This is a genomic window from Erythrobacter sp. S227 (genome assembly GCF_057364925.1).
This window is the reverse complement of the sequence record NZ_CP200280.1, coordinates 693379-720061: the sequence shown is the minus strand read 5'-3', so window position 1 is coordinate 720061 and position 26683 is coordinate 693379. Positions and strand designations below refer to the sequence as shown.

The following is a 26683-nucleotide window of genomic DNA, read 5'->3' as shown; positions in this document are numbered from 1 at the left end:
TTGCCAGCTTGAACCCTTGCCAGTCTGAACCCGTGCCCCTAGCCTCTTCTCCCGGAGAGATAAATATATGGCAAGCACTGCCAAGGCTGGCGAAAACGCGGGCCAACTAGCGCCGCCCACATTGTGGCTCAAGATTACCCACGGCTTTGGGTCTTCGGCGCTCGGCATCAAAGAGGGCGGGTTCAACTACTTCCTGCTTCTCTTTTACGGAACGGTCGTGGGCCTCGAACCGGGCCTTGTGGGCTTGTCGATCCTCATCGCCCTTGTGTTCGATGCGATCTCCGATCCACTCGTTGGCTATTGGTCGGACAATTTTCGCTCGCGCCTCGGGCGGCGGCATCCCTTTATGTATGCCTCGGCGATCCCTGTGGGGCTCAGCTATTTCCTTTTGTGGAACCCGCCCGTCTGGTCGCAGACGGGTCTGTTCTTCTATCTGACCTTTCTCGCCATCGCGATCCGCACATTCATAACGCTTTATGAAACGCCCTCTTCCGCGCTTCTGCCCGAGCTTTCGCGCGACTATGAAGAACGCACAAGCATTCAGTCTTTCCGCATCTTTTTCGGATGGGCGAGCGGCAATTTGATGAGCGTCCTGTTGTTCGGAGTGCTGCTTGCCGGGCCATTGGGCATGCAGGACCGCAGCGGGTTTGAAACCTACGGTATCATCGCCAGCTGCGTCATCTTTGCCGCAATCATCGTCTCGTCCATGGCCACCCACCACCGCATTCCAACGCTCACCAAACCAGCGCAAGCGACCGAACCGTTCAGCTTTGCCCGCATCATGCGCGAAATGTTCGAAATATTGAGCGAGCGCAGCTTCATCCCGCTGTTTGTCGCCACAGTGCTTTTCTCGATAGCAGTTGGCCTCAACACCTCTCTTGCCTTCCTCATGCTCAAGCACTTTTGGGCCCTGTCCGAATTTCAAATCTTCATCTGGACCTCGACGGTGTTTTTGTCGGCAGGTCTTGCCTTGTTTTTGGCGCCCATGATCGGGCGCAAAATGGGCAAGAAGAAAGCGGCGCTCCTGCTCGGCTTCTTCGCCTTTACGATCCAGCCTGCACCCTATCTGCTTCGGCTTGTCGGATTGATGCCGGAAAATGGCGATCCGATCCTGTTCCCTTTGCTTGTCGCAGTGAACATGATTGATCTGGCGCTGATCATTGCGGTGCAGATGCTCAGCTATGCGATGACGGCTGATCTGGTCGAATCAAACCAGCTGCGCACCGGAAGGCGCAATGAGGGCGTCTATTATGCAGCGATGACCTTCACGCGCAAAACCACGCAAGGCTTGGGCGTGCTCGCGGCCGGGCTCATCTTGTCGGCAATTGCTTTCCCGCAAGGCGAGGAGCTTGCCGACGTTCCCGATGACACATTGTGGATGCTGGGCGCAGCTTATGCGCCATCGCTGCTCGTGCTATATCTGGCGGCGCTTTTTTGCTTGTCGCGTTACACGATCGATAAAGCGCAGCATGAGGCGAACCTCACGGCACTTTCCAATCGTGCTGACTAACGTCAGGTCAAAGATGAAGAAAATGTCCCAAGTGGCGCGAGTGACGGGACTCGAACCCGCGACCCTCGGCGTGACAGGCCGATACTCTAACCAACTGAGCTACACCCGCGCATTTAAGCGGCTAGCGCCTCTTGGGAGACGCGCCTCTAGGCCAGCTAATCGGGGCTGTCAACGCCCACATGCGACCTAAAAGCGCTTTTTTGTGAGCTAAGGGATCAGGCCCCATAGTTCGCACGTTTGAGGCGTCAGAATGACGAACATATCGGGCGGAAGTACGCGCCGGGACAGCTGTCTGCTATTCCAAGCGTGTTTACGGACGAGATGGAAGTCATTCTGTAGTCCCGAAGGGATTTGACCAAAAAGGCCATTCACTTCGTCGCGAACGCTTGAAAGACCGCCGGTATTCCAGCGCCTTCGCTTCTTATGACTGGCCTTTTTGCCTCAAACCTCAATCGCGCAAACTATGGGGCCTGACCCTAATCTGAAAGCAGCAAAACAGGGGTCTCGATCAGTTGCTTGACCTCCTGAATGAAGGATGCTGCATCATACCCGTCCACAACGCGGTGATCGCACGAAATCGAGATGTTCATGAGCTTGCGCTTCTCGACCCGCTCTCCGCCCTGACCGTCAGAGACGAACATCGGGCGCTCAACAATCCGGTTGGGGCCGATGATAGCGACTTCCGGGCGGTTTATCACCGGAGTGGTCGCAACCCCGCCAAGGGGGCCCAGAGAGGTCACTGTGAGTGTCGAACCCGACAACTCCTCGGACTTAGCCGATCCATCGCGGGCAGCGGCTGCCAAACGGCCAATCTCGGTGGCAAGCTGCCACAAATTGCGCGCCTGCGCATCGCGGATCACCGGCACCATAAGGCCATTGTCGGTCTGCGTCGCCATGCCAAGGTGGACCGAGCCGTGACGGGTCACAACGCCCGCTTCATCATCGAAGCGCGCATTGATCATCGGATAGTTCGGAAGCACCTTGCAGAACGCGGTGATGAGCATCGGCAGCATGGTAAGTTTGGGCTTTGACCCGCGCGACGCGTTAAGGTCGGCCCGCGCCGCTTCCAGTGCAGTCACATCGCATTCTTCGACATAGGTAAAATGCGGGATGTTGCGTTTGGCAGCGCTCATATTGGCGGCAATGCGCTTGCGAAGGCCGATAACCTTGATGACCTCGTCTTCGCGCTTGCCAGCAGCAGGAGAGAAGCCTCCGCCTGCATTATAGGCGAGGAATTGGTCAAGGTCCGCGTGGCGCACACGTCCATCGCTTGCCGGCTTTACTTCGGACAGATCAATTCCGAGATCGCGCGCACGCTGACGAACAGCAGGGGATGCGAGGACCTTTGCCGCTGGCGCTGTTTCAACAGGCTCGGGTGCCGGTTCCGCAGATGGAGCAGGTGCCGGAGCGGGTGTTGGAGCGGGTGTTGGTACGGGTGCAGGCGCAGGTTCTGGTGAAGGCGCGGGTGCGGGAGCTGCGGCAGCCACTTCCTCAACCTCAGGCACTTCGTCGCCCTCGACTTCCACCACCAGCAGCATCGAGCCAACCGCGACCACATCGCCAACCTCGCCTGCGACTTCGATAACGGTGCCATCAACCGGGCTCTCGATATCGATCGTCGCCTTGTCCGTCATGACGTCGACAAGGTGTTGGTCCTCGGACACGGTGTCGCCGACCTTGACCATCCATTCGACGATCTCGGCCTCTGCAACGCCCTCGCCCACGTCGGGCATATTGAATGTAAACTTTGCCATCTGCTCAGTCTTTCAAAATCTTGTCCATTGCCTCGCCAATGCGGACAGGGCCCGGGAAATAGGCCCATTCGAGACTGTGGGGATAGGGTGTGTCGAAGCCTGTGACCCGCTCAACGGGAGCTTCGAGGTGATAGAAACAGCGTTCGGTGACAAGCGCCGACAATTCCGCGCCAAAGCCGCTGGTGCGGGTGGCTTCGTGGACGATCAGGCAGCGGCCTGTCTTCTTAACCGACGCCTCAATCGCTTCGATATCGAGCGGGACCAGAGTGCGCAGATCAAGGATATCGGCATCAATGCCTTTTTCCTTTGCAACTGCCTCGGCCACGTGAACCATTGTACCATAAGCTAGTACGGTGAGCGCTTCGCCCTCTTGCACGTGCCGCGCCTTGCCAAGCGGGATTTTGTAATATCCTTCGGGCACAACGCTTGCATCGTGTTTCTTCCACGGCTCGACCGGCTTGTCATAGAAGCCTGTGAAAGGGCCGTTGTAGATACGCTTTGGTTCGAAGAAGATCACCGGATCGTTGTCTTCGATACAGCTGATAAGCAGACCCTTGGCATCATATGGCGTGGAAGGGATCACTGTCTTTAGCCCCGAGACATGGGTGAACATGCTTTCGGGCGATTGCGAGTGGGTTTGCCCCCCGAAAATCCCGCCACCAAAAGGAGAGCGCACCGTCATTGGCGCGATATATTCGGTCGCTGAACGATAGCGAAGGCGTGCCGCTTCACTGATAAGCTGGTCAATGCCGGGATAGATATAGTCCGCAAACTGGATTTCGGGGACAGGGCGCAGACCATAGGCCCCCATGCCGACCGCCACACCGATAATGCCGCATTCGCTGATCGGGGTATCGAAAACGCGGGTCTTGCCGTGCTTTTCCTGAAGGCCCGCCGTGCAGCGGAAGACGCCGCCGAAGTAACCAACATCTTCGCCCATGACGATCACATCGGGATCGCGCGCCAGCATCGTGTCGAGCGCTTCATTGATCGCCTCGATCATATTGATGCGGCGTCCGGTGGATGCGCTCGTCTCGGTCATTTCCTTACTCTGCGCGTTCATTTGCCGGCTCCATCCATCGGGTGCTGGTCAGGCCATTTGATCTTGCGCTCGCGGGTCGCTTGCTCGGCCTGTTCCTTGAGGTGCCATGGAAGCTCCTCGAACACGTCTTCGAACATGGTGTGGAACGGGTGATGCAGGCCGTGGCCCAGAATGCCGTTCTTCTCGGCTTCTTTTGTGGTTTTCTTGACCTCCTCCGCGCACGCCAGATCCATCGCCTCCTGACGCTCTTCGTCCCACTCGCCAATCGCGATCAGGTGGTTTTTAAGGCGCATAACCGGATCACCCAACGGCCATTCCTCACGCTCTTGCGCGCTGCGATAGCCCGATGGATCGTCGGACGTTGAGTGCCCTTCGGCGCGGTAGGTGAAATATTCGATGAGCGTCGGCCCCTGATTCGCACGCGCACGGTTGGCGGCCCATTGCTGTGCCGCGAAACAGGCAAGCGCGTCGTTGCCGTCCACACGCAGACCAGCGATGCCATAGCCCAAGGCGCGCGCCGCAAAAGTCGTGCGCTCTGCCCCTGCAAAGCCGCTGAAGCTGGAAATTGCCCATTGGTTGTTGATCACGTTGAGGATCACCGGCGCGTTGTAAACGCTGGCAAAGGTGCAGGCCGAGTGGAAGTCGCCTTCTGCGGTTGAGCCCTCGCCCACCCATGTCGCTGCGATCCGGCTGTCGCCCTTGATCGCGCTGGCCATGGCCCAGCCAACAGCTTGCGGGGTTTGGGTGGCCAGATTGCCCGAGATCGAGAAGAAGCTGTGTTCGCGGCTCGAATACATGATCGGCAGCTGGCGGCCTTTGAGCTTGTCGCCTGCGTTCGAATAGATCTGGTTGATCATCTCGATCAGCGGATATCCGCGCGCGATCAGAATGCCTTGCTGGCGATAGCTTGGGAAAACCATGTCGTCGCTGGCCAGAGCCATTGAGGCCGCCACGCTGGTCGCCTCTTCGCCGGTGCACTTCATATAGAAGCTGGTCTTGCCCTGACGTTGCCCACGGAACATGCGTTCGTCAAAAGCGCGGACCATCGCCATATGGCCGAGCATCGTGCGAAGCGTATCGGGATCAAGCTTCGGGTCCCAGGGACCGTGCGCCTTATTGTCCTCGCCCAAAACGCGGACGAGATCATAGGCGAAGTCTGTCATGTCTTCAGGCTTGGTGCCTTCATCAGGGCGGCTTTGCGCGCCCGCTTCGGGAACATGGAATTCACTGAAATCAACCGGATCGCCGGGCCGCGACTTGGGCTCGGGTACGTGCAAGGCTAGCGTAGGGCGATTTGAGGCCGGATCGGCCATATCTGCTCTCCCAGAAAAAGCGTGTGGAAGAGCGATAAGCCCGAGGGAAAAGCCCGGTCAAGCCGCGCCGGTTACACCGCAACAGGAGCCTTGATTGGAGGCAGAGGCGCGTAATCATGCACCACAAAATCCTCGATTTTGTAATCGAAAATTGTTTCAGGCTTTCTGGTGATTTCGAGCGTCGGGTTGCCGGAGGGTGTGCGACTCAATTGTTCTTCGATCAAATGCGCGTGGTTGAGATACAAATGCACATCTCCGCCCATCCAGATAAGCTCCCCCGCCTCAAGGCCGGTTTGCTGCGCCAGCATCCTGTTCAAAAGCGCCGCTGACCAAAGGTTGAAAGGCAGACCCAAGGCAACGTCACAAGACCGCTGGTAGAGAATGCAATTCAACCGATTGTCTGCGACATGAAACTGATAGGTCTTGTGGCATGGGGGCAGAGCCATTTGGTCAACCTCGGCCACGTTCCACCCTTCGATAATATGGCGGCGGCTTCCGGGGTTATTGCGCAAGGATTCCACCACATCGGCAACCTGATTGATGCCGGGGCCTTTTTCGAAAAGCCCATCTTCGCGCCTCTGGTATGTGGGCCAATCGACCCATTGCTTGCCATAAACAGGGCCAAGGTCGCCCCATTTTTGCGCAAAGGCTTCGTCATCGGCAATGCGCTGCACGAAATCTTCAAGGGCAATATCCTCGCCTGTCGCTTTCACGTAGCGCGCATGGGGCCACTCGTTCCAGATCTTCACCCCTTGCAGGACAAGCGGGCGAATATTGGTCTCACCCGTCAGGAACCACAGCATCTCGCGCGTTGCAGTCTTCCAATAGACGCGTTTGGTGGTGAGAAGCGGCATCGCCCCATCCGCCAGATCAAACCGCAACATGGCACCGGGAATCGAACGCGTGCCGATACCGGTGCGGTCCACGCGCTCGCTACCAGAGGTCCAGATCTGGTGCATCAGATCCAGATATTGCTGTTCGGAATGAGGTGCAGTCATAGCTGATCTATAGCTCGCAATCGCCAGCTTGCCACCTCAGCTATCCACACCCGTCGCGCCCATTATTGGTCGTGCCAATTACTGCCCGTGAACGTGCTCGCCCTCATCCTCATAATCGCCGCGCGGGGCATCGATCAGACCGGAGAAGAACAGCGCGTTCATGAGCAGCTTCTCTGTGCCGGGATAGGTGCCACGAAAGACCGGGTTATCCGCCATCAGGATAACGGTGCCGCGCCCTTTGCGCTCTGCCACAACCGACGGTGTACCAGCGATTTCCTCTTGTCGGCGCTGCGATGCATAGCCTGAAAGGAGCGGGCTGGACGTGTACTGGACCGGCACCGCGTAGGGGTTTTTATCCGGCCTTTGCAAAGTGAAAGTCACATTGCGATGGACCGGCAGGTCGCGGTCGGAAAAACCAAAGCCGAGCGGATGCGAGGTATCAAGGTCGCTAGCGAAAATCGCGCCGCCGATCACATGCTCTGCATCGCGAACGCCCAGGTCCTCGAAATTGAGGCGCTGCGGCGTTTCCCCCTCATCGGCTTCCTCAACTTCGCCCTCGTTAATACGGCCAAGGATCTGCTTTTCAGCCCATAGGCTCGCGCTGCGGGTTGCGACCAGAGTACCGCCGCCGCGGATCCAGCGGTTCAATCCATCGGTCACAGATTTGCTGAGACCGACATTGCCGCCGACAAGGATAAGGTGGGTGTATTCGCTCCAATCAAGGCTGCCGAGGCGGTCTTTGCTCACCAAAGTGACGGCCATGTTATGCCCGTGGTCCAGTGTCCACCACATCTCGCCTGCGTCATAATAGGCAAGGCCCCCGCCATAGGCGAGCACCACGCGCGGCTTCTCCAATGCGCGGAAGATGTTGCTCGCGCCCAGATCACGGCCCGCCACAGGGGTGAGGCCGGAAATCGCCGAATAGACAGGCACGCCGTCTTTGGAAGCAATCGTCTGCATCACTTCATGAATGGCATCGGCAGACACCTCTTGCCGGTCGAGCGGTACGAAAATCGAGCCGCGTCCAAGTGTCACCTCACCGGTGGTGGTGCGCACAACGGTGCCCTCCATCGCGGCGCGTGCCATAATGTCTTTGGACAAAATGCGGTTGAGCGCGCGCGGCGCATATGTGTGCGACCAGTCGAACACATAGCCATAGGGTGCAACATCGGGTGCAGCAGCGCTTTGGAATGTGCCTTGTGCCCGGCCTGCAACCGATGGCGCGCGGCTGACGCGCGTATAATCAAGGTCATAGGCCAAAGGCAGGGTCCAACCCGATACATCGTAGAAAATGTTCTCTTCAAAGTCGGTCACGCGTTCAAAAATGCCGCGGATCAGGCGGTTGTTCATTTGCGACATGGGCACAAAATAGCTTGTCCCGGCCTTATAGGTCATGCCGCCAGCAGTGATGTCAGAACCAAGCGCGCTGACCTCGATATCGTGCATGTTGAGAAGACGGACAAAGCGCGCCGCCCGCTCCGGATCGCCCTCGGCTGTAAAGACCCAGCCACCGCCGCTTGCCTGTCGCGCGTTCTCTGCAAAGAAGTCGCGTTGGTAGGCGGTGATCTCTTGGCGAAGGTCAAGCGCGCCCTGAATGCTGGTCAGGCTTGTGCGGAACTGTGTGCGCACATTTTGTGCCGTTTTGACAAGGCCGCGCTCGGTCTGGATTGCGCCGCCGCGCGCTGCCCCTGCTTCAAACAATATGCCCAGCGAACCGTTGACCTGCGGATAGGTCGAACCCTTGCCGATATAGTAATTATCGAAGCGTTCTTCGGTGGTGTAGAGGTGCTTTTCCCCGTCCAGATAGGCCGCATGACGCGTTGCGATGCTGTAGGTCAGATCACGCGCACGGTCCGGGATCAGCGGGTTCTTGCGCTTTTCTTCCCCCGGGTGGAAGTAGTACGGCGCGTTCGATCCCATCTCGTGATAATCCACTGACAGCATCGGCTTCCATTTGTGCCACTGCTTGATCCATGCCTGAGATTCAGGCTGCGTCAAAAGGAGCCATTGGCGGTTCAAATCAAACCAGTAATGATTGGTGCGCGCTTCTACCCAAAGGTCGTGCGCTGCATCATTGGGGTCGGAATTGTCGGCGTATGACCAGTAGGTATCGACATGGTCGATCCGGCGCGTGTGTCCGTCAGGGTTAAACGGCACGGTGAAGATCAGGACAGCGTTGTCCAGCATAGCCTCTACCTCTGGCCCTTGCGCCGCGGCAAAGTGGTAAAGCACTGGAACCGATGCCTCCATTCCCGACGTCTCTGCCCCGTGCACGCCAAAGTTCAGCCACAGCACCATTGGCGCATCATTGGCCCCCGCCCGACCCTCAAGGCGCGCCAAGTGCGTTTGGCGAATGCTTTCCAGATTGGCGTGGTTTTCAGGGCTCGTGACGATGAAGGAGAGGATCGGGCGCCGCTCATGCGAATAGCCCAATGTCTCAACCACAATGCGGTCCGAATTCGCCGCAAGTCCGCGCAAATAGGGGACCATCTCGCCAAGACGCACAGGCCGCTCGCCGATTTCGTAGCCTGCATGGTCCTCATATGCCGGAACGCTCTCGTCATAGGTGACGCCTTCGACCTGGAAGTAACTCACCGGTTCTGCCGACGCATGCGATGCAAACACAGCCAATGGAAAGGCCAATGAGAAAGCAGCAAAAATTCGGGCCAGCATTAGAGCTCCTTTTGGGATCGTTTCAGATGCAGTGCTTAGCACCGGGCAGCCATGATTTGTAAAGTTATACCGCAGATTAAACCGCAGATTAAACCGCAGATTAAACCGCAGATTAAACCGCAGATTAAACCGCTGATTAAACCGCAAGGCTTCCACGCATAAGGTTCATTGACGCAATGCCCAAAGCAATGGTGAGCCCGCCCAGCCCCAATGACAAATGCCAGCGAAGTCGCAGAAAATCAGGCGCTGCAAAACCGAGCGTCCGGTCAATCAGGGGCGACAAGGCAATAAACGCCCCGAGATAAAGCAGCGCAGGTCCCGGCCATTCCCAGCCAAAGCTCCACGGAAGGAACAGGGCAACAGCAATGAGGCTGGGCATAACCGCGATAATGTAGGCCCCTGCCCCCGCACCTGGCCCCACCATCCCGTCTTTACCCTTCTGGATCGCCTGCCCCCACCATACACCGCCCAGAAAGCTGAAGATGGCGGCCGCATAGGCGAACCCTCCGGCAAGAGCCGAATAGGCATATTCATGTCCGGTGAACGCCAAGCCGACGCAGATAATCTGGGGCAAAAGACCTGCATAGCCGAGCCAGCGTGACGCAGGGGTCAGGGAGGTTTGGGTCATCATCGAATGCGTCTTCTTCATCTGATTTGCGGCCCGCCGATGGCCAATTGCGACCCTCAACGGGATTATAAGCCGGATTGTATAATCACAGCGCTTGGAATGCGGAACCGGTTCCCCACATTTCCGTTATAATTGCGCATCCAACAAATCGAGAGACCGCGTGCCTGATAAAGACCCTGAGACCAGTTCAGAGAACGCGAAAGCGAGCAAGTCGCGCGAGCGCGCCGTTCCCTCAAGCCGCATCGCCCGCTTTGGCTCGTTCGGCAGGCTGGTCGGCGGTGTCGCTGGTGGCATGGCAGCCGAAGGCGCACGGCGGCTCGCCAGTGGAGAGGGCATTTCTGCACGCGAGCTTATCCTGACGCCGGGCAATGTGACCCGCATGACGGATCGCCTGTCGCACATGCGCGGCGCGGCGATGAAAATGGGCCAGATGATCAGCATGGATGCCGGCGATTTCCTGCCAGAGGAGCTTTCCACCATTCTGGCGCGCCTGCGCGATCAGGCCAATTTCATGCCGACCAAGCAGCTGGATACTGTCCTTAAAAAGGAATGGGGCAATGATTGGCGCCGCCAGTTCAAATGGTTCAACCCGCGCCCGATCGCTGCGGCCTCTATTGGTCAGGTGCACAAAGCCATGACCCGTGATGGTCAGGAGCTTGCGATCAAGGTCCAATATCCGGGCGTTGCCAAAAGCATCGACAGCGACGTCGACAATGTGATGACCCTGCTCAAAATCGCAGGCTTTGCCCCGCCCGAGCTTGAGATCGAAAAGCTTCTCGCCGCTGCCAAAAAACAGCTTCACGAAGAGGCGGATTACCAGCGTGAAGGCGAACAGATGGAGCTTTATCGTCAGCAATTGGCAGGCGAAAAAGGCTTTGTTGTTCCCACACTTCACAAAGAGCTAACCCGCGGATCAATCCTCGCGATGAGTTTTGAGGCAGGGACCAGCATCGAAGATTTGAACGACCTTCCTGCTGAGCGGGTCAACGATATTACCGGGCGGATGATGCGGCTGGTTTGCCGCGAATTGTTTGAATTTGGCGTCATGCAAACCGACCCCAACTTCGCCAATTTCCGCTACCGCCGCGAAACCGATGAGATCATCCTTCTCGATTTTGGTGCCTGCCGCAGTGTCGATCCCGATGTCGCCAATGGCTATCGCAAGATGCTTGAAGCCGGGCTCAATGGGAACCGCGAACAAGTGCTTGCCGCGACCATCGAGGCGGGCTTCATGATGCCCATAGTCGCAGAACGCCACCCTGAACGCGTTGCCCGCATGATCGACATTGTGATCAATGAAATGCGCGAGGATGCCCCCTTCGATTTTGGTGATCGCAGCTTCATTCCTCTGCTGCGCGACGAGGGTTGGGAAATCGCCCAGGACAAGGCCACATGGGCTTTCCCGCCGATCGAAACCCTGTTTGTGCAACGCAAAGTGTCCGGCACAGCCCTTTTGGGCGCAAGGCTGAAGGCCAAAGTAAACGTGCGGCGCATAACCGAAGAAACACTTGGTGCAACAAGTCCCTTCGCAGTTAACGCCGCATAGTACTGGGCACCGGCTGGACTGGTATTTTAGCGCGTTTTAACCATGCTTTGTTGCAACGCGGCCCGTCGGTGCTAAGTATTACTGATGCAATGGGAAAACAACGTAGAGCCTGCGGTGCTGTTTGTGTGCCTTGGCAACATCTGTCGCTCACCGATGGCAGAAGGGGCGTTGCGTGCGGCCGCCGCGAAGGCGGGCCTTAACATACGCATCGATTCCGCTGGCACGGCCTCTTATCACATTGGCGATCCACCCGATCCGCGCGCCATCGAAACAGCGCGCAAAAACGGCGTCGATATCTCGGGCGCACGCGGGCGGCAATTGACGGCAAAGGACTTTGAAGAGTTCACGCATATCTTCGCGCTCGACACGGCGAACCTTGCCGGTATCGCCGCCCGCGCCCCGCGCCATTCCCAAGCGAAGGTCGCCTTATTGCTGGACTGTATCGAGGGTCAGGAAGGCGGATCGGTTGCGGATCCCTATTACGGCGACGTGGCCGATTTTGAAGAGTGCTGGAATACGGTCCAAGCCGCGGTTGAACAGCTGGTGCTTTCGATTGCCAAGGGGCCACAAATCCACCTGAGCCAAGGTCAGCCCGCCAGTTAGAGCGCTATCCACCGCGCAGCAATTGCACACCCCAGTCGCGTTCAAATAAATAGAGCAGAATACGCGCAGCCTCACCGCGTTTTGAGGTGAGCCCGCCATCACGCTCCATCAAAAGCCGCGCATCGGCGTGCGCTGCGGGAAGCAGCTTTTGCACCTGATCAAGGTCAGCTATCCGAAACGCAGCCTCGCCCGATTGACGCGTGCCCAAAAGCTCACCGCCACCGCGAAGCTCGAGGTCTTTTTCGGAGAGATAAAACCCGTCCTGCGATTCCTTGACGTAAGCAAGCCGTTTCTTGCCCGTCTCGGATAGCTCCTCCCCGCGAAGCAGAACGCAGCGGCTCTTTTCCGAGCCCCGCCCCACACGCCCGCGCAATTGGTGGAGCTGGGCCAAGCCAAAGCGCTCCGCCTGCTCGATCACCATAAGCGTGGCGCTGGGCACATCGACGCCGACTTCAATGACGGTGGTCGCGATCAGAAGCTTCGCCTTACCACTGGCAAAGCTTTGCATATTGGCGTCTTTGATATCGGGGTGAAGCTGTCCGTGGACCATCACGACCTGATCGCCGAAATGCTCAGCCAGCGCGGCATAGCGCGCTTCGGCGGCGGCGATATCAACCATCTCGTTTTCGCGCACCATGGGGCAGACCCAATAGGCTTGTTGTCCGCTCGCCAAATGACGACCGACGGCTGCGACCATTTCTTCAAGCCGGCTTTGCGGGAAGACGAGCGTTTCAATCGCCTGTCGCCCGGGCGGCAACTCATCGAGGCGGCTCACATCCATCTCGCCATATTGTGCAAGCGTCAGACTGCGCGGAATCGGTGTGGCGGTCATGGCGAGAGTATGCGGCGCGCGCTTGCCCTTGCCCGCCAGTGCCAAGCGCTGAGCCACGCCAAAGCGGTGCTGCTCGTCGATCACGACAAGGCCAAGATCTTTGTAGGTGACGCTGTCCTGAAAGATCGCGTGGGTGCCCACAAGAATGTCGATATCGCCTTGCATCAGGCTCATCAAAAGCCCCTCACGCTCACGCCCCTTGGCCCGGCCCGTGAGCAGAGCAACCTCAACCCCGCAAGGCGCCGCCATCTTGCGAAGGGTCTCGAAGTGCTGGCGCGCCAGAATCTCGGTCGGGGCGAGCAACGCCGCCTGCTTGCCCGCTTCATTGGCGATAAGCATCGCGTTCAAGGCAACCACGGTCTTGCCCGCGCCCACATCGCCTTGCAGCAGGCGCAGCATCGGCGCTTCCTGCTGCAAATCGCCTTCGATTTCGGTGACAGAGCGTTTCTGCGCCCCCGTCATCTCAAACGGCAGGTCGAGTTTTGCGCGAAGGCTCCCATCGCCTTGGAGCGCCTGCCCCTTGCGGCGGCGGCTGTCTGCTTTCACCAGAAGCAGTGCGAGGCTGTTTGCGAGCAGTTCATCATAGGCAAGGCGATTGCGCGCAGGCTCATTGGGCCCCTTGTGAGCCTCCCTCACCGCCTCTTGCCAACTTGGCCAGCCCTCTTTTTCAAACTGACCCGGCTCGATCCATTCGGGAAGGTCGGGTGCCTTGGCGAGCGATTGCTCCACCAGCGAGGCAACACGCGGCTGCGTGAGCCCTTCGGACAGGCGATAAACGGCCTCGGTCATCCGGCCCATATTGGCGTCGCTCGTCTCCTCAACATGGTCGGGATGCACGATCTGGAGCATATCGCCATAGCGGTCCAAACGCCCCGCAACCCAGCGTTTCTCGCCAATCGGAAGCTGTTTCTTGCCCGTGTAAGACGCGCGCCCGAAATAGGTGACGGCGCAGATATTGCCGATTTCATCCTGCGCCAGAATGCGGAAAGGCCCCCTCCCCGGATTGCGCGAGGCACGGTGCTCTGTCGGGGTCAGAACGACGATAACCTGCTCACCTTCACCCGCCTCATCCAGATTGGTGATCGCGCGCCGTGTTACAAACCGCTCCGGCAGGTGGTAGAGCAAATCGCGCACCCGCGTCAGGCCCAGCTTCTCCAGCGGCTTGGCAAGCTTTGGCCCGACACCGTCCAGTGTCTGGCTTTCAGCAAACAGGGGATTGAGCACGTCTGGCCGCATGGGCTTGCTCTATAGGCGGCTTGCGCGCAGCTTTCGAGTGCCTTACCTGAAACCCATGTCCGATATGCCCACTTTAGAAACCCGTTTGGCCCGCGCCAAATTCCGCGCCTGGCACAGAGGCACACGCGAGGCCGATTATATGATCGGCGGATATTTCGATCGCTACCATAAGGAATGGGGTGAGGCGGAAATGGATTGGTTCGAAGACCTTTTGGCCGAAGACGATGTCGATGTCATGGCATGGGGCCTCCAGACGCAGGCCGTGCCGGAGCGATTTCAGGGCGCAATGATCGAGAAGATGCAGAAGCTCGACTACGTCGATATTCCAAGCTAAGCGCCACGCAAGAACTGAAAACTTGTAAGGCCCCTCGGAACTTTCGCGGGGCCCAATTGCTATTGAGCTAATCGAAAAATGCCTGACCTTTCCCGCATCCTTTCTGCACACGCGCCGCTGACGCTATCCTCGCTTCCTAGAGGCGCTCAGCCTTTGGTGCTCGCCGACCTTGCAAGAGCCGCGAAACAGCGCGCCGTTTTCATCGCGCCCGATGATGCAGCGATGCGTTCGGTGGCGGAGGCCGCGCGCTTCTTTGCGCCAGAGGTTGAGGTGTTGGAATTCCCGGCATGGGATTGCCTCCCCTACGACCGCGCCTCGCCCGCGCTTTCTGTGAGTGCTGCGCGTTTGTCTGCGCTGTTCCGAATGCAGCGTCCGTCGAGCTCTTCGCAATTGGTAGTCACGACCGCCAACGCGGTGCTGCAACGCGTGCTCACCCCGTTCCGCATCCGCGAAAGCGTGCGCGAGTTTAAGGTCGGCACAACAATCGGCCATGACAGCCTCGCCGCCCTGCTCACTCGCCAAGGATATTCGCGCACGGACACCGTGATCGACCATGGCGAATTTGCCGTGCGCGGGTCGATTGTCGATATCTTCCCTTCGTCGCTCGATGAGGGCCTGCGGCTCGATTTCTTCGGCGATGAGTTGGAAAGCCTGCGTCTTTTCGACACCAGCACCCAGCGGTCAACCGGACGGCTGAAAGACCACCTCCTGCTCCCCGCATCCGAAGCGCTGATCGACGATGAGAGTATCAAGCGTTTCCGTTCACGCTATCGCGAGTTGTTCGGGGCAAACGCCACGCAGGACCCGCTGTATGAGGCGGTCAGCGATGGCAGGCGGCTGGCTGGGATGGAGCATTGGCTCCCTCTGTTTGAAGAGAAGCTGGCGACGCTCTTCGACCATCTGGACAAGGACGATGTAGTGGTGATCGACGCCGCCGCCGTAGGGGCCGTGGAAGAGCGGCTCTCCGACATCACTGACTACCACGATCAACGCACGCGTATCGCCAGCGAGAAGTCGGGCAGCTATCGGCCGCTTGCAAAAGACGCGCTCTATCTGGCTGAAGGGGAATACAAAGCCGCCCTCGCCGGGGCCAAGGCCCACAAGGCAAGCGTATTTGCCGAGCCTGAAAGCGCCACCTCGCTGGACTTCGGCTTCAAGGCAGCCCGCGATTTCTCCCCCGAACGCGCGCGGGGTGACAATATCTACGAGGCCGCTGCCAAACACTTCAGCGCGATTCTCAAATCCGGCAAGAAAGCCCTCTTCGCTGCCTATTCCACCGGTAGCCGCGCGCGGATTGCCTCCATCCTTGATGAGGCAGGCGCGCCGTCGGTGATCGCTGAAAGCTGGCAAGAAGCACAGGGCCTCGCCGCCAAGGGCAAGATCGCCGCAATGGTATTGCCGCTCGACACCGGCTTTGCGAGCGACGAGCTAGAGATCCTCACCGAGCAGGATGTGCTGGGCGACCGGCTCGTCCGCCGCAAGAAAAAGCGCAAGGATTCCGATGCGTTTCTGGCAGAGCTTCAAGCGCTCACCAAAGGCGATCTTGTGGTCCACGTCGAACACGGCATCGGCAAATATATGGGCCTTGAACCCGTCCCTGTGGGCAAGAGCCAGCATGACTGCGTGCAGCTGGAATACAAAGGCGGCGACAAGCTGTTCATCCCGGTTGAAAACATCGACGTCCTCTCGCGCTATGGCTCCTCCGAAGACGCGGTCATGCTCGACCGTTTGGGCGGAGAAGCCTGGCAAAAACGCCGTGCGAAACTCAAAGAACGCATCACCGCAATCGCTGGCGAGCTCATGAAAGTCGCGGCAGAGCGCGCGCTCAAAAAAGCCCCCGTTTTCCAGGCGGACGATGCCATCTTCAACCAATTCGTCGACCGTTTCCCATGGGAGGAAACCGAGGACCAGGACGCAGCGATCACCGATGTGTTGCGAGACCTTGAGAGCGGCAAACCGATGGACCGGCTCGTGTGCGGAGACGTGGGTTTTGGCAAAACCGAGGTCGCCCTGCGCGCCGCTTTCGTTGCCGCCATGAACGGGCAGCAAGTAGCCGTGGTCGCCCCCACCACCCTGCTCGCGCGCCAGCATTACACCAATTTCAAAGAACGCTTTGCAGGCTTCCCGCTGAATGTCGGCCGCCTCTCCCGCCTTGTCTCGTCCAAAGAGACGACCGAGACCCGAGAGGGCCTTGCGAGCGGCAACATCGACGTGATCGTCGGCACCCACGCCATCCTGTCCAAATCGACCGAGTTCAAGAACCTTGGCCTCGTGATTGTCGATGAGGAACAGCGTTTCGGGGTAACGCACAAGGAAAAGCTGAAACAACTGCGCTCCGACGTGCATATGCTCACCCTCACCGCAACGCCCATCCCGCGCACACTGCAAATGGCGATGACGGGATTGCGCGAGCTATCCACCATCCAGACCCCTCCGGTCGACCGATTGGCGGTGCGTACTTATGTGATGGAGTGGGACGATATGGTGATGCGCGAGGCGCTGCTTCGCGAACACCACCGCGGCGGGCAGAGCTTTATCGTCGTCCCCCGCATCTCCGACATGGCCGCGGTAGAAGAGTGGCTTGCTGAGAACGTGCCCGAGGTAAAGCCCATCTCCGCCCACGGCCAAATGGGCGCAGGTGAAATCGAAGAGCGGATGAGCGCTTTTTACGAGGGCAAATACGAAGTCCTGCTCTCCACCACCATCGTGGAAAGCGGGCTCGACCTGCCGAGCGCCAACACCATCATCATCCACCGCGCCGACCGTTTTGGCCTCGCACAACTCTACCAATTGAGAGGCCGCGTGGGCCGATCCAAACTGCGCGCCTATGCCTATCTCACTTACGAGAAAGACGTGCAGCTCTCTGAAATTGCAGAGAAACGCCTTAAGGTTCTCAGCGATATCGATTCGCTTGGCGCAGGCTTCCAGCTTGCCTCGCATGACCTCGACATACGCGGCGCAGGCAACCTTCTTGGTGATGAGCAATCCGGCCACATCCGCGAGGTCGGCTTTGAACTCTACCAATCCATGCTCGAGGACGCGATCATGGCGGCGAAGGCTGGCGAGATGGGCCTTGAGAAAGCCCAAGACGCCTTCTCACCACAGATCACGGTCGATGCGCCGATCATGATCCCCGAGGATTATGTGCCAGACCTTGCCGTCCGCATGGCGCTCTACCGCCGCCTTAACCAAGCCAATGACAAGGCCGAGATTGAAAGCATGGCCGCCGAGATGATCGACCGCTTCGGCGACCTGCCTTCGCCAACGCAAAACCTCGTCAAACTTATCGAGATCAAGCACCAGGCGATCGAGGCCAACATCGCCAAGATCGACGTAGGCGCGCGCGGGACTCTAGTGACCTTCCATAAGGACGACTTCCCCGATGGCCCAGGGCTCGTCGCCTATGTCGACCGGCTGAACCAGACAAAGAACCAAAACGGTCAGGAAACCGCAAAACTGCGTCCCGATATGAAGCTCGTCATCAACCGCGCATGGAGCAGTCCGGAAAGCCGTCTCAACGGATTGTTCCAATTGACCAAGGGGCTTTCAGGCATTGTGCGCAAGGCCAGAAAGTCGAAAGAGGCAGCTTGAGAGCAGGACGTGCGCCGAAAGCCGACATTCCGCTAACGACCCAATTGCCGCCGTTTCACTCTCAGGATATTGAAGAGAAATGCACATCATCGGCAAACACAATTCCGAAGAGGCTGGTGACGCAATCCGCGACATCCTGATGATGTATGTCGATCTAGCGGAAGGGACCGCCGGTTTTGGCCACAACGCAGATGTCTATATTCGTTTTGATCCGCTCAAGCTCGTTGATGCTGAGGTCGAAAAGGACGGTTGTTACTACGTCGATTTAGAACTGCTCCGCTCGGGATCAGCAATTGCGATAATGTGCGCCTTCTACAACGCTTGGACCGAAGAGCAGAAGCTGGTTGGACACCCTCTAACTAAACGCTTTCAAGCTGCTATCAACGCGGGAAAATTGCGCCGTTTTCCAGATATCGAGGGGGTGATCCTAGAAGCCATTCGCCGCAACTGTGCACCAATTGAGAACCAGTGGATGGATGATGCCGTCAAACCGATTTATCGCAAATACGTGCTCGGATACTTCGCTCGGCTGGCAAATCAAGACTGCTCCGAACGAGCCACCTAACGTCCGCAATCACCCCCAGTTGCAGACATGCGCCAAATCCGCCCGGTTCTTCAAAAGCAGTCTTCTCAGCCGCTTTCGCACTCACCCATGCCCGCGCCCGCGCGCCGTTGCCGCTAGTGTCAGCACATCCGCGCTCTTCATCGGCTGCGCGCGCAAGAACCCTTGCCAGTAATCGCAACCCTCTGACGTGATCGCCGCGCGCTGCACGTCGTCCTCGATCCCTTCGGCATAGATCGCCAGATCAAGCGCTTTACCCAGCTGCATAATCGCGCGAAGAACCGCCAGTGCCTTGGCATCGCCCGGCACGCCGTCGACCATAATCTTGTCCAGCTTGATCGCGTCCAGAGGCAGCTCTCGAAGGTATCGAAAGTTGCAGAACCCTGCGCCAAAATCATCGAGAGCGGTCTTGAAACCAAGCTTGCGCAGCGCGCGAAGGGCCGAGGCCGCCTGATCGAGATTGCGCAAAAGCACATCCTCTGTAATTTCCAGCATAAGGCGCTGTGGCTCGATGTCGCTTTTGGCGATCACCTGGGCAAAATCGGCCGCAAAGCGCGGATCGCCCAGCTCTTCGGGCGTGATGTTAAGCGATACGGATAGCTCTTTTGGCCATTCGCTCGCATGCTCCAAAGCGCGGGCAACAACATGGCGCGACAATGGCGCAACCAGCGCCGCGCGCTCTGCAACCGCGAACAAATCGCGCGCACCAATCTCGCCCAGAGACGGATGTTGCCAGCGTGCCAGAGCTTCTGCACCGACCAAAGCGCCCGTTCGGCACGAAAACTGCGGTTGGAACAATACCTCGATCTCGCGGCGGTCAAGCGCCCGCAAAAGATCAGCGTCAAGCGCCCCGGGCTTTACGCCGGGAAACTCACCTGCAGGCTCAGTCCCCGCAGGGCCTCCCCCCACAGAGCCTCTGAGCGAATTTGCAAGCCGCGCCGAATTGGAAGATGTCCCGTTAGCCATTCCGCTCCCTTTACCCGTGCAATTCCCAATTGGTTTGACTGTTTGCAATCCGACCGATTTTGGAACATCAGGGTTTATCACAAGCGCCGAAATTTATGGGGCGCATTGCGTGTTTGTTGTGCCCATACTCCTACGAGGGTCAGTCGATGACAAGACCAAGGGCGCGGCAAAGCGGCAATGCGATGGGGAAAATTCTTGCGGAGAGCGCATATGGATACGGCAACTGGCATCGATGCGACAAACGGCTCGCAGGGTAAATCCGAGGCCGATGCGGCCAAACGGTTCGAGAAAGTCGCTCTGGTGGCGTCGGAAACTCCGCGCGCGCAGGAGGCTTTCTCCAAGCTTGAGGGTCAGCGCGACTGGGTGCCTTTGAGCGAGGCCGACGCTGTGGTGGTTCTGGGCGGCGATGGCTTTATGCTGCACACGCTTCACAACATGCTTGATATGCGCCGGATTGTGCCCGCCTACGGGATGAACAGGGGCACTGTGGGCTTTCTGATGAACCGCTATGACAACCGCGCCAATGTGACGCGGCGGTTGGAAAAGGCACGGGGCAAAACGATCTCGCCCCTTCGGATCACTGCGGTTACGCAGGACGGCGAGATGCACAAAATGTGTGCAATCAACGAGTTATCCCTGCTTCGTGAAACGCGCCAGACCGCCAAGATCGAGGTTACCGTGGGAAGCCGGGTCAGGATCGAGGAATTGGTTGGAGACGGCATTCTTGTCGCCACTCCCGCAGGATCAACCGCATACAACTTGTCTGCCAACGGTCCGATCTTGCCTTTGGACAGCTCCATGCTTGCCCTCACCCCGATCAGCCCGTTTCGCCCTCGTCGCTGGCGCGGCGCCATTCTGCCTGACGAGATGCGTATCACTCTACGGGTGCTCGAGCCGGCCAAACGGCCCGTTGCGGCCGTGGCAGATCAAAAGGAACTGCGCGATATTGCCGAAGTGCACGTCGATATTGACCATTCCTCGGAACTCGAACTGCTTTTTGACCCCGGGCAATCATTGGCAGAACGGATCGTATCGGAGCAATTTGCGGTCGATTGACGCTTCAAATGTGACGTGGTCTTGGCCATTCTTTTTGCAAATCCAGTCATGAAAATGGCGGTGAGCACAAAAAACCGCAAAGCCCCTCTTGCCAAGGTCGCAAAGCCCCCATATAGGCGCGCTCTCGCTTCCCTTTATACCGCTTGGGAAGCTGCTCCCCGATAGCTCAGCGGTAGAGTAGGTGACTGTTAATCACTTGGTCGTTGGTTCGAATCCAACTCGGGGAGCCATTGTCACTCAGAAAATATTTTATTTTCAATGGTTTTACCGTTTCCGGCTTAGCCTATCCCCACATCCTTTCCCACACTGCGAACAAGAACGCCTCTTCGGGGAAAATAGCCTGGTTCCATAGAAAGGCGACCGCTTTCGCGAGCACTCATAGCGCGTTCGAATGTCCAAATTTGGGGGGTGAAAACGGACTTTCGAAAATCGTCCAGGAAGCCCGCAACAGTCGCGTTTAGGCCGCGGAGTTTTCCAATTGAACTTCTCCCTGGTGCAGGACGAGACGCTTATCGAATACTTCTGTTGGCACCGGATTAGGGAGCCGAACATCGGTCAAGTCTGGCACATTCCGGTGCCTAAGTTCGAAGGACCGATCAGCCTGAGAAAGGAAAGTCAGGCAGACAGCTTGTTCGGCCCTTGCTCAGTCGCGCTCTCACTATCCTCGATAGTCAATAGTCCGGCTGCAATCGCCTTGCTTATCATGTGAACGCGATTCTTCGCGCGCATCTTGAGGCGTGTGTTTTCAATGTGCCGCTCCACAGTGCTCGGAGCAATCCCCGCCCTTTGAGCCATTTCCTTCGTCGTCAGTCCGAGAGCAGCAAGCTGCAGAATCTCTGTTTCGCGAAGTGTCAAATGCAAGGGTTCATCGTCTTCATCAATAATCACAAGTATGTCCTCCTACCGCAAGACTTTCTCTATCGCAGACCCAAGGATTGTGATTGTAAAGCAGGCGATCTCTGATCTCGATCTTGCGTATCGCCAAGATCGAGACTTCCTTTATCGGCAAATGACGGGTCGCCCCCCATAGAGATTTTACAATACATCAACACCAGCAGGCGCGGCTACCAAGAAAAGCGGGAAAGCTACCGTTCGGCGCGCGTCCGGGACTATAATATTGATTTATAATCAGGAAAACTTTCCAAGAACATTGATCTCAATCAATCAATAGTAAAAAGTCTCGCCCACCTTTGAGTACACTGGGTGTTTTCCAGTTGGGGTTTTTACTCACTTAGAATCACATTGGCGATTCGACCTTGGACCAAGGCAAAGGGGATTCGCTCGGATAGCTTTCCCTTTCCAGCTTATGCATTCTTCTTCTCGCAATGGGGGGATGGGGCGGTTGTCCTTTCCCCAAAAGTGGGAGAGGGATCATGCATCGCAATCTGCGAAGAAATCAATTGCGTCCTCTTGGCGCAGCTGGCCGACTTTCCATAATCGCCGCACTGGTGTCAGTCACATGGCCGATGAGCCTTGTCGCCCAAAATGCGCAAGCTGGAGGCGAGCCATCTCCGGGTAGCCTGCTAATCACTCGCGAAGTGCCAACCAGGCCAGCGCAAGCGACTGGGTCGGGCGACATTCTTGAAGTGTCTCTGGTCCCCAATCAGGCATTTGAGGGTGCGATCAAACTCGGGATATCCGAGCTCAATGACGCTCAGGCTGCGCAGATTACTTCCTCAGCACTCAACGGGATCGACCAGTTCTCGCAGATTGCTTCCGCAACTCGTTCCACCGACGAGTTGGTATCCGGTACGCTGGAGCAAAACGGATTAGTGCCGCCAAATGGCATTACCGAAACGGGCGGAGGGTCAATCGTTGTCAGCTCGGTTGGATCAGGCCTTGGTTCAGCAAACGCGGCAGTGAGCAACGCGCTGGGCTCGCTTTCACAAGCAATCGGCGCGGCCAGTAGTTCAAATGGTGGCGGCCAATGACTGGTATCGCACGCCTTGTAGGCCATGCCGCTTGCACCTTTGCACTTCTTCAAGCCTGGCCGGCGGTCGCGCAGGATACAAGCGACACGCCAACCGCCAAGCCTGGTGATTATGTCGTCATCGACAGCGAAGTGGGCGGATTTGAAGGTGTGAGACACCTCAATATTGCCGCCGGAGACGGCAACCAACAGGCAAATATTGCGTCAATCGCCACAGGGGATGTCGCGATAAATACTGCGGCAGTTTCTCAACTGAGTGAGAACACAAGTCCAGTGCCTGGTCGTCGCTACGAAGCGAGAATTTCAGAAGATGCCTTTGCTGGCAGCAATGGCTTGACCGCAGTCAATATCGTGGCGGGTTCCAACAACCAACAAGCCAATATCGCAATGATCACAACAGGATTGGAAGGGCGGGTCGCATCGACGGCGATCCTGTCGCAGACCCGCGCTTCCTCCGAACCGTTGAGCGTAAGCGACCCCTCTTCAAAGTCGGAACATATCGCCCGGATCGATCCAGGCGCATTCCGAGACAGCAGCGGGATCGTCCAAGTCAGCCTCATCGGTGGCACGGGGAATTCCTCGGCCAATGTCGCTGTGCTGTCCATGGAGGTCGGCACGAACTGAAGCACTATGAAGGAGAAAGACAATGCGTAAATATGTGCTCCTTACGGGAGTAGCGGCAGCAGCCGTAGCCTTCGCACCGACATCCGTTCTTGCGCAGGATATCGTCGATGACATCGTTGATGAACTGGGTGACTCGCTCGAGGAACGGCCAGACCCCGGTGTCGAACTTGGTCTCGAGGGTACTGTGGAAATACACTACGAGAATGAGATCGAAACGGAGATTGAAACCGATATCGATTTCACCAAGGATGTGACCCTTGCGGGTACCGTCAATCTCAATGGTGACATCAATGTCGATGCAGCGGCTGTCGCCGTGGTCGACAATAAGCAGTCTCTCGTTGGCAACACTCTGTGGTTCAACGAAGAGAATGAGCTCAATGGTGAAAACGGCTTTGTCGATGAGGTCTTCGGTCCAGGCATCAGCGAAGCTGGTCAGGATCCAAATGATGGCCTCACCGATGGCGTAGTCCAACCACAGATCCGTGCTGGCTTCTTCGCCCCGCTTATCAACACGATCGCAGGTTTCTCGGTCGATGTTGAAGGCAATGTCGGGATCAACCTGTCGGCCGGTAACTTCAATATCCAGGACAACATTGCTGCCCTCGCAGTTTCAAACTTCGAAGGTGACGATGATGATACTGGAGGCATGGCTGAGGCATCGCTCACCGCGTTGCAGCTCACAACGCTGAACAACATCAACGATGATCCGAACACGCTAGAGGAAGATGACAAGAACAACTTCCGCACCCGCAACACGGTGTTCGATGGTGATGCCACAATCAATGCCAACGGTAACCTTGGCTTGAACGCGGCTGCCGGCAACATGAACTTGCAGAAGAACGCTCTTGTGCTTTCTGTTGCGACCGATGCGGCGATGGCAGAAGCAACTGCTGGTGTCATCCAGGCAAGTGTTGGCAACTTCGCCAATATTCAGGATGAGACGAACATCATCAATGCTGGAACCTACACAGGATCGGGCAATCTTGGTGTGAACCTTGCCGCTGGCAACTTCAACCAGCAGATGAACTCGCTGGTTGCAGCAGTCGGTGAAGCCGGCGCCGGAAACGGCGGCGGTGGCGGCGGCGACGGCTCGTAGAGGCCCCCGCGACGGCTTTTGAAAGAGCCGTCTCAGGACAGGGGGCCTCTATCCAAGCGGTCCCCTGTCCCCCCTTTCACAATGCACGAGGCATTACGAAATGCGGCAACTTACTTCCTTGATGATAGGCTTCTTGTGCCTTGCCAGCCTGTCCGGCTGTGCGACCGCTCCAGAAGGGATACAGCCTTTCGCCGTCGGTCAGGAAGGGTTGCGCACGCAGCCTCTCTATAAGAATGTCTCAAGCTGGCGGACGCGCAAATTCAACAATCTGGTGCGTCAGCAAACTGACTTCAGCTGCGGGGCTGCCGCGCTCGCGACGATCTTCAACTTCGCATACGGCAAGAACACCAGCGAGCAGCAAGTGCTCGTCAACATGCTCAAGATTGCTGACCCTGACGTGATCCGTGAAAAGGGTTTCTCGCTTCTCGATATGAAGAATTACGTGCTTGCCGTTGGAATGACCGGGCAAGGCTACGAGGTTGAGTACAACTCTCTTCAGAGACTGAAGGTCCCTGGAATAGCCTTGATAGATATAAAGAATTACAAGCACTTCGTTGTGGTTCGCAAAGTCAGCGAGGACTTCATTCAGATCGGAGACCCTGCGCTCGGCAACAGAACGATGTCGCGCCGCGAATTCGAGGCAGCTTGGAACAATGTGATCTTCGTCATTGTGGGCGAGGGATTTGATCCTGACACCGTACTTCTTGATCCACCCCCGCCCCTTTCTGCCGCGCGCCTCTACAGCATGCGCTCACCTGTCCCGAACGCTGAAATCTATGACCAGGGTCTTGGGCCCACTTACAGCTTCGTTTTCTAGGAGACCTAAAGATGCAACGCTCCAACCATCATCACTGCAGCCCAGGCAGAACGATGCCGGGACGTGCTCACCGGCTTACTGGCTGTCTCATGTTGAGCATCGCCTCATTGAGCCTGATTGCAGCCGCGCCGCCTGCAACCGGGCTGGAAGGTTTAGGCCGCGAGGTTTCCGACGAAGAACTCTCCAAAATGCGTGGGAAATTCGTGCGGGCGAACAACATTCATTTCTTCGGCGTCGAGCTTCTTCAGAGTTGGCAAAGTGCCGATGGAGTGACAGTCCTTGCGACACTGCAGTTCTCAGTCGACTTCGCGAATGGAGCGGGAAATCTGGACGGTGCATTACCGATGATCCAGATCTCTTGGGACCGTACCTGCGAGGATTGCGGCGATGCGACAATGGACGTAGGCGGCCTGCAAACCGGGAGCAGTTTTGGCCTCGCTTCAGATGCGATGAACTCAACATTCTCGATTGGCCGCCTGGAAGGTGTTGAGGGCCTGGTCCAGACACAGGAAATCGCCGGATCGGACAACAGCGTACTCAATACACTCAGTGTATCCGTAGTCCCCAATGGATCGATTCAGTCGCCCTCAATAGGCGACGGCTCGTCAATTGATTCCAGCGCTACCCTCGTGACAGATGGTGGTGAATTCATCGACTTTCAGGTGGCCCGAAATCAGCTGGGCATTGTGATGACGCGTGGCAATGATTCAGTCCGACAAGGAATAAGCGGCGAGATGAATCAGGCCGCCCAGCACGTAATCCTCCAAAGCAGCCTCAATTCGATCCGCAATGAGATGGCGATCACAATCGGGTTGGATGATCTGCGCCGTGCGCAGCAGCACAACGTTCAGACTGCCCTGTCGGCGATGAAAGGGAGGGGAATGTGACGGAATATTTCAGAGCAAACCAAAGTTCATATGATCGCACGAGATCGTGGGTGGCTGGATTGATGCTGGCAATCGTCATCTTCTTCCTTCTCTTTGGAACCGCCATGGCAAGGGCTGAAACGGCTGATCGGCAATTCGCCGTAGAAGGTGCGGGACGCGCGAGCTGTGCGGCCTATACCGAGGCCCGGGATAAAAACCCTCAGCAGGCGGCTCGATATCTTGGCTTTATCGAAGGATACCTCACTGCTGCCAACCGCTATGAACCCAATACTTTTGACTTGGCTCCGTGGCACACAGTCGAGGCTTTTGCGCTCATCCTTGATCAACATTGCATGCAGGCAAGCGATGATCGCCTTGCGATGGTCGCGCAGAGACTCGTCGTATCGATGATGCCGCATCGTTTGGCGAGCGAGTCAGAATTGGTGGAACTGCGTCAAGGTGACAAGAGCGTGCTCGTCTATGAGAAGATCATTCGACGCACGCAAAACCAGTTGGCGTTGCGCGGCCTTTTCGCAGGTGAGCGCGATGGGAAGGATTCGCCGGAATACCGCGAGGCTCTGAGCCGCTTTCAACAAATTGCCAGATTGGATCAGAGCGGCATCCCCGATGTCGCAACCTTGTGGGTGCTGCTCCATCCATAAATGCGCACAACGAACGAGAAGGATCACTGTTCGAGAATGGCTTG

General features: G+C 57.4%; 22 protein-coding genes and 2 tRNA genes. 14 read left to right on the top strand and 10 right to left on the bottom strand.

All coding sequences use genetic code 11. From position 1 onward, the window contains the following. Nucleotides 1–67: 67 nt before the first annotated feature. Nucleotides 68–1510, top strand: a complete 1443-nt coding sequence (locus tag AC0V6Q_RS03360; protein WP_486167010.1) for an MFS transporter — start codon at nucleotides 68–70, stop codon at nucleotides 1508–1510. Nucleotides 1511–1542: 32 nt separating this feature from the next. Here AC0V6Q_RS03360 and AC0V6Q_RS03355 read toward each other — a convergent pair. From AC0V6Q_RS03355 to AC0V6Q_RS03325, 7 genes are all read right to left on the bottom strand, one after another. Continuing rightward, a tRNA-Asp gene (locus tag AC0V6Q_RS03355) sits at nucleotides 1543–1619 on the bottom strand. 367 nt (nucleotides 1620–1986) lie between these two features. Then, nucleotides 1987–3264, bottom strand: a complete 1278-nt coding sequence (locus AC0V6Q_RS03350) for a dihydrolipoamide acetyltransferase family protein (protein WP_486167009.1) — start codon at nucleotides 3262–3264, stop codon at nucleotides 1987–1989. Between the two features lie 4 nt (nucleotides 3265–3268). Beyond that, nucleotides 3269–4327: an alpha-ketoacid dehydrogenase subunit beta gene (locus AC0V6Q_RS03345; protein WP_486167008.1), complete on the bottom strand. Its 1059-nt coding sequence runs from the start codon at nucleotides 4325–4327 to the stop codon at nucleotides 3269–3271. Beyond that, nucleotides 4324–5619 carry a thiamine pyrophosphate-dependent enzyme gene (locus tag AC0V6Q_RS03340; RefSeq protein WP_486167007.1) on the bottom strand — a complete coding sequence of 432 codons (1296 nt, stop codon included), beginning with the start codon at nucleotides 5617–5619 and terminating at the stop codon, nucleotides 4324–4326. The genes AC0V6Q_RS03345 and AC0V6Q_RS03340 overlap by 4 nt, the downstream gene beginning before the upstream one ends. Nucleotides 5620–5690: 71 nt before the next feature. Next, nucleotides 5691–6617, bottom strand: coding sequence for a thymidylate synthase (gene thyA / locus AC0V6Q_RS03335; RefSeq protein WP_486167006.1), 927 nt, complete (start codon nucleotides 6615–6617; stop codon nucleotides 5691–5693). A gap of 78 nt (nucleotides 6618–6695) precedes the next feature. After that, complete coding sequence (locus tag AC0V6Q_RS03330; protein ID WP_486167005.1) at nucleotides 6696–9290, bottom strand: M14 family zinc carboxypeptidase; 2595 nt, start codon at nucleotides 9288–9290, stop codon at nucleotides 6696–6698. A 136-nt stretch (nucleotides 9291–9426) separates the two neighbouring features. Then, nucleotides 9427–9921, bottom strand: coding sequence for a DUF3429 domain-containing protein (locus tag AC0V6Q_RS03325; RefSeq protein ID WP_486167004.1), 495 nt, complete (start codon nucleotides 9919–9921; stop codon nucleotides 9427–9429). A gap of 157 nt (nucleotides 9922–10078) precedes the next feature. On the opposite strand from AC0V6Q_RS03325, the gene AC0V6Q_RS03320 reads away from it, so the two are divergent. Next, nucleotides 10079–11464, top strand: coding sequence for an ABC1 kinase family protein (locus tag AC0V6Q_RS03320; protein ID WP_486167003.1), 1386 nt, complete (start codon nucleotides 10079–10081; stop codon nucleotides 11462–11464). A gap of 84 nt (nucleotides 11465–11548) precedes the next feature. Beyond that, entirely contained in the window at nucleotides 11549–12067 is a 519-nt protein-coding gene (locus AC0V6Q_RS03315) for a low molecular weight protein-tyrosine-phosphatase (RefSeq protein ID WP_486167002.1), read from the top strand. A 4-nt stretch (nucleotides 12068–12071) separates the two neighbouring features. Here the strand turns inward: AC0V6Q_RS03315 and recG are convergent, their stop codons facing one another. After that, the gene (gene recG / locus AC0V6Q_RS03310) at nucleotides 12072–14135 is read right to left on the bottom strand and encodes an ATP-dependent DNA helicase RecG (protein ID WP_486167001.1); all 2064 of its coding nucleotides are present in this window, start codon (nucleotides 14133–14135) and stop codon (nucleotides 12072–12074) included. Nucleotides 14136–14190: 55 nt separating this feature from the next. Here recG and AC0V6Q_RS03305 point away from each other — a divergent pair, with 55 nt between their 5' ends. The 3 genes from AC0V6Q_RS03305 to AC0V6Q_RS03295 all read left to right on the top strand — a co-directional run bounded on the left by AC0V6Q_RS03305 (nucleotide 14191) and on the right by AC0V6Q_RS03295 (nucleotide 18625). Further along, nucleotides 14191–14469, top strand: a complete 279-nt coding sequence (locus AC0V6Q_RS03305; protein ID WP_486169240.1) for an FAD assembly factor SdhE — start codon at nucleotides 14191–14193, stop codon at nucleotides 14467–14469. A gap of 78 nt (nucleotides 14470–14547) precedes the next feature. Then, complete coding sequence (gene mfd / locus AC0V6Q_RS03300) at nucleotides 14548–18060, top strand: transcription-repair coupling factor (RefSeq protein ID WP_486167000.1); 3513 nt, start codon at nucleotides 14548–14550, stop codon at nucleotides 18058–18060. 79 nt (nucleotides 18061–18139) lie between these two features. Continuing rightward, on the top strand, nucleotides 18140–18625 hold the full coding sequence (locus AC0V6Q_RS03295) for a hypothetical protein (RefSeq protein WP_486166999.1): 486 nt from the start codon (nucleotides 18140–18142) through the stop codon (nucleotides 18623–18625). A gap of 81 nt (nucleotides 18626–18706) precedes the next feature. Here the strand turns inward: AC0V6Q_RS03295 and AC0V6Q_RS03290 are convergent, their stop codons facing one another. Further along, nucleotides 18707–19588, bottom strand: coding sequence for an EAL domain-containing protein (locus AC0V6Q_RS03290; RefSeq protein ID WP_486166998.1), 882 nt, complete (start codon nucleotides 19586–19588; stop codon nucleotides 18707–18709). Nucleotides 19589–19798: 210 nt separating this feature from the next. Here AC0V6Q_RS03290 and AC0V6Q_RS03285 point away from each other — a divergent pair, with 210 nt between their 5' ends. Both AC0V6Q_RS03285 and AC0V6Q_RS03280 read left to right on the top strand, forming a co-directional pair. Beyond that, complete coding sequence (locus AC0V6Q_RS03285; RefSeq protein ID WP_486166997.1) at nucleotides 19799–20644, top strand: NAD kinase; 846 nt, start codon at nucleotides 19799–19801, stop codon at nucleotides 20642–20644. Between the two features lie 155 nt (nucleotides 20645–20799). Then, nucleotides 20800–20874, top strand: a tRNA-Asn gene (locus AC0V6Q_RS03280). A gap of 385 nt (nucleotides 20875–21259) precedes the next feature. Here AC0V6Q_RS03280 and AC0V6Q_RS03275 read toward each other — a convergent pair. Further along, nucleotides 21260–21532, bottom strand: a complete 273-nt coding sequence (locus tag AC0V6Q_RS03275; RefSeq protein WP_486166996.1) for a response regulator transcription factor — start codon at nucleotides 21530–21532, stop codon at nucleotides 21260–21262. 485 nt (nucleotides 21533–22017) lie between these two features. Here AC0V6Q_RS03275 and AC0V6Q_RS03270 point away from each other — a divergent pair, with 485 nt between their 5' ends. The 6 genes from AC0V6Q_RS03270 to AC0V6Q_RS03245 all read left to right on the top strand — a co-directional run bounded on the left by AC0V6Q_RS03270 (nucleotide 22018) and on the right by AC0V6Q_RS03245 (nucleotide 26639). Further along, on the top strand, nucleotides 22018–22575 hold the full coding sequence (locus AC0V6Q_RS03270) for a hypothetical protein (protein WP_486166995.1): 558 nt from the start codon (nucleotides 22018–22020) through the stop codon (nucleotides 22573–22575). Then, nucleotides 22572–23198, top strand: a complete 627-nt coding sequence (locus AC0V6Q_RS03265) for a hypothetical protein (RefSeq protein ID WP_486166994.1) — start codon at nucleotides 22572–22574, stop codon at nucleotides 23196–23198. The genes AC0V6Q_RS03270 and AC0V6Q_RS03265 overlap by 4 nt, the downstream gene beginning before the upstream one ends. 22 nt (nucleotides 23199–23220) lie before the next feature. After that, nucleotides 23221–24294 carry a hypothetical protein gene (locus tag AC0V6Q_RS03260; RefSeq protein ID WP_486166993.1) on the top strand — a complete coding sequence of 358 codons (1074 nt, stop codon included), beginning with the start codon at nucleotides 23221–23223 and terminating at the stop codon, nucleotides 24292–24294. Between the two features lie 100 nt (nucleotides 24295–24394). Continuing rightward, nucleotides 24395–25111 carry a C39 family peptidase gene (locus tag AC0V6Q_RS03255; protein WP_486166992.1) on the top strand — a complete coding sequence of 239 codons (717 nt, stop codon included), beginning with the start codon at nucleotides 24395–24397 and terminating at the stop codon, nucleotides 25109–25111. Between the two features lie 89 nt (nucleotides 25112–25200). After that, a complete protein-coding gene (locus AC0V6Q_RS03250) occupies nucleotides 25201–25998 on the top strand; it encodes a hypothetical protein (protein WP_486166991.1) in 798 nt (265 codons plus the stop codon). 50 nt (nucleotides 25999–26048) lie between these two features. Then, nucleotides 26049–26639, top strand: coding sequence for a peptidoglycan-binding domain-containing protein (locus tag AC0V6Q_RS03245; RefSeq protein WP_486166990.1), 591 nt, complete (start codon nucleotides 26049–26051; stop codon nucleotides 26637–26639). Nucleotides 26640–26683: the final 44 nt, after the last annotated feature.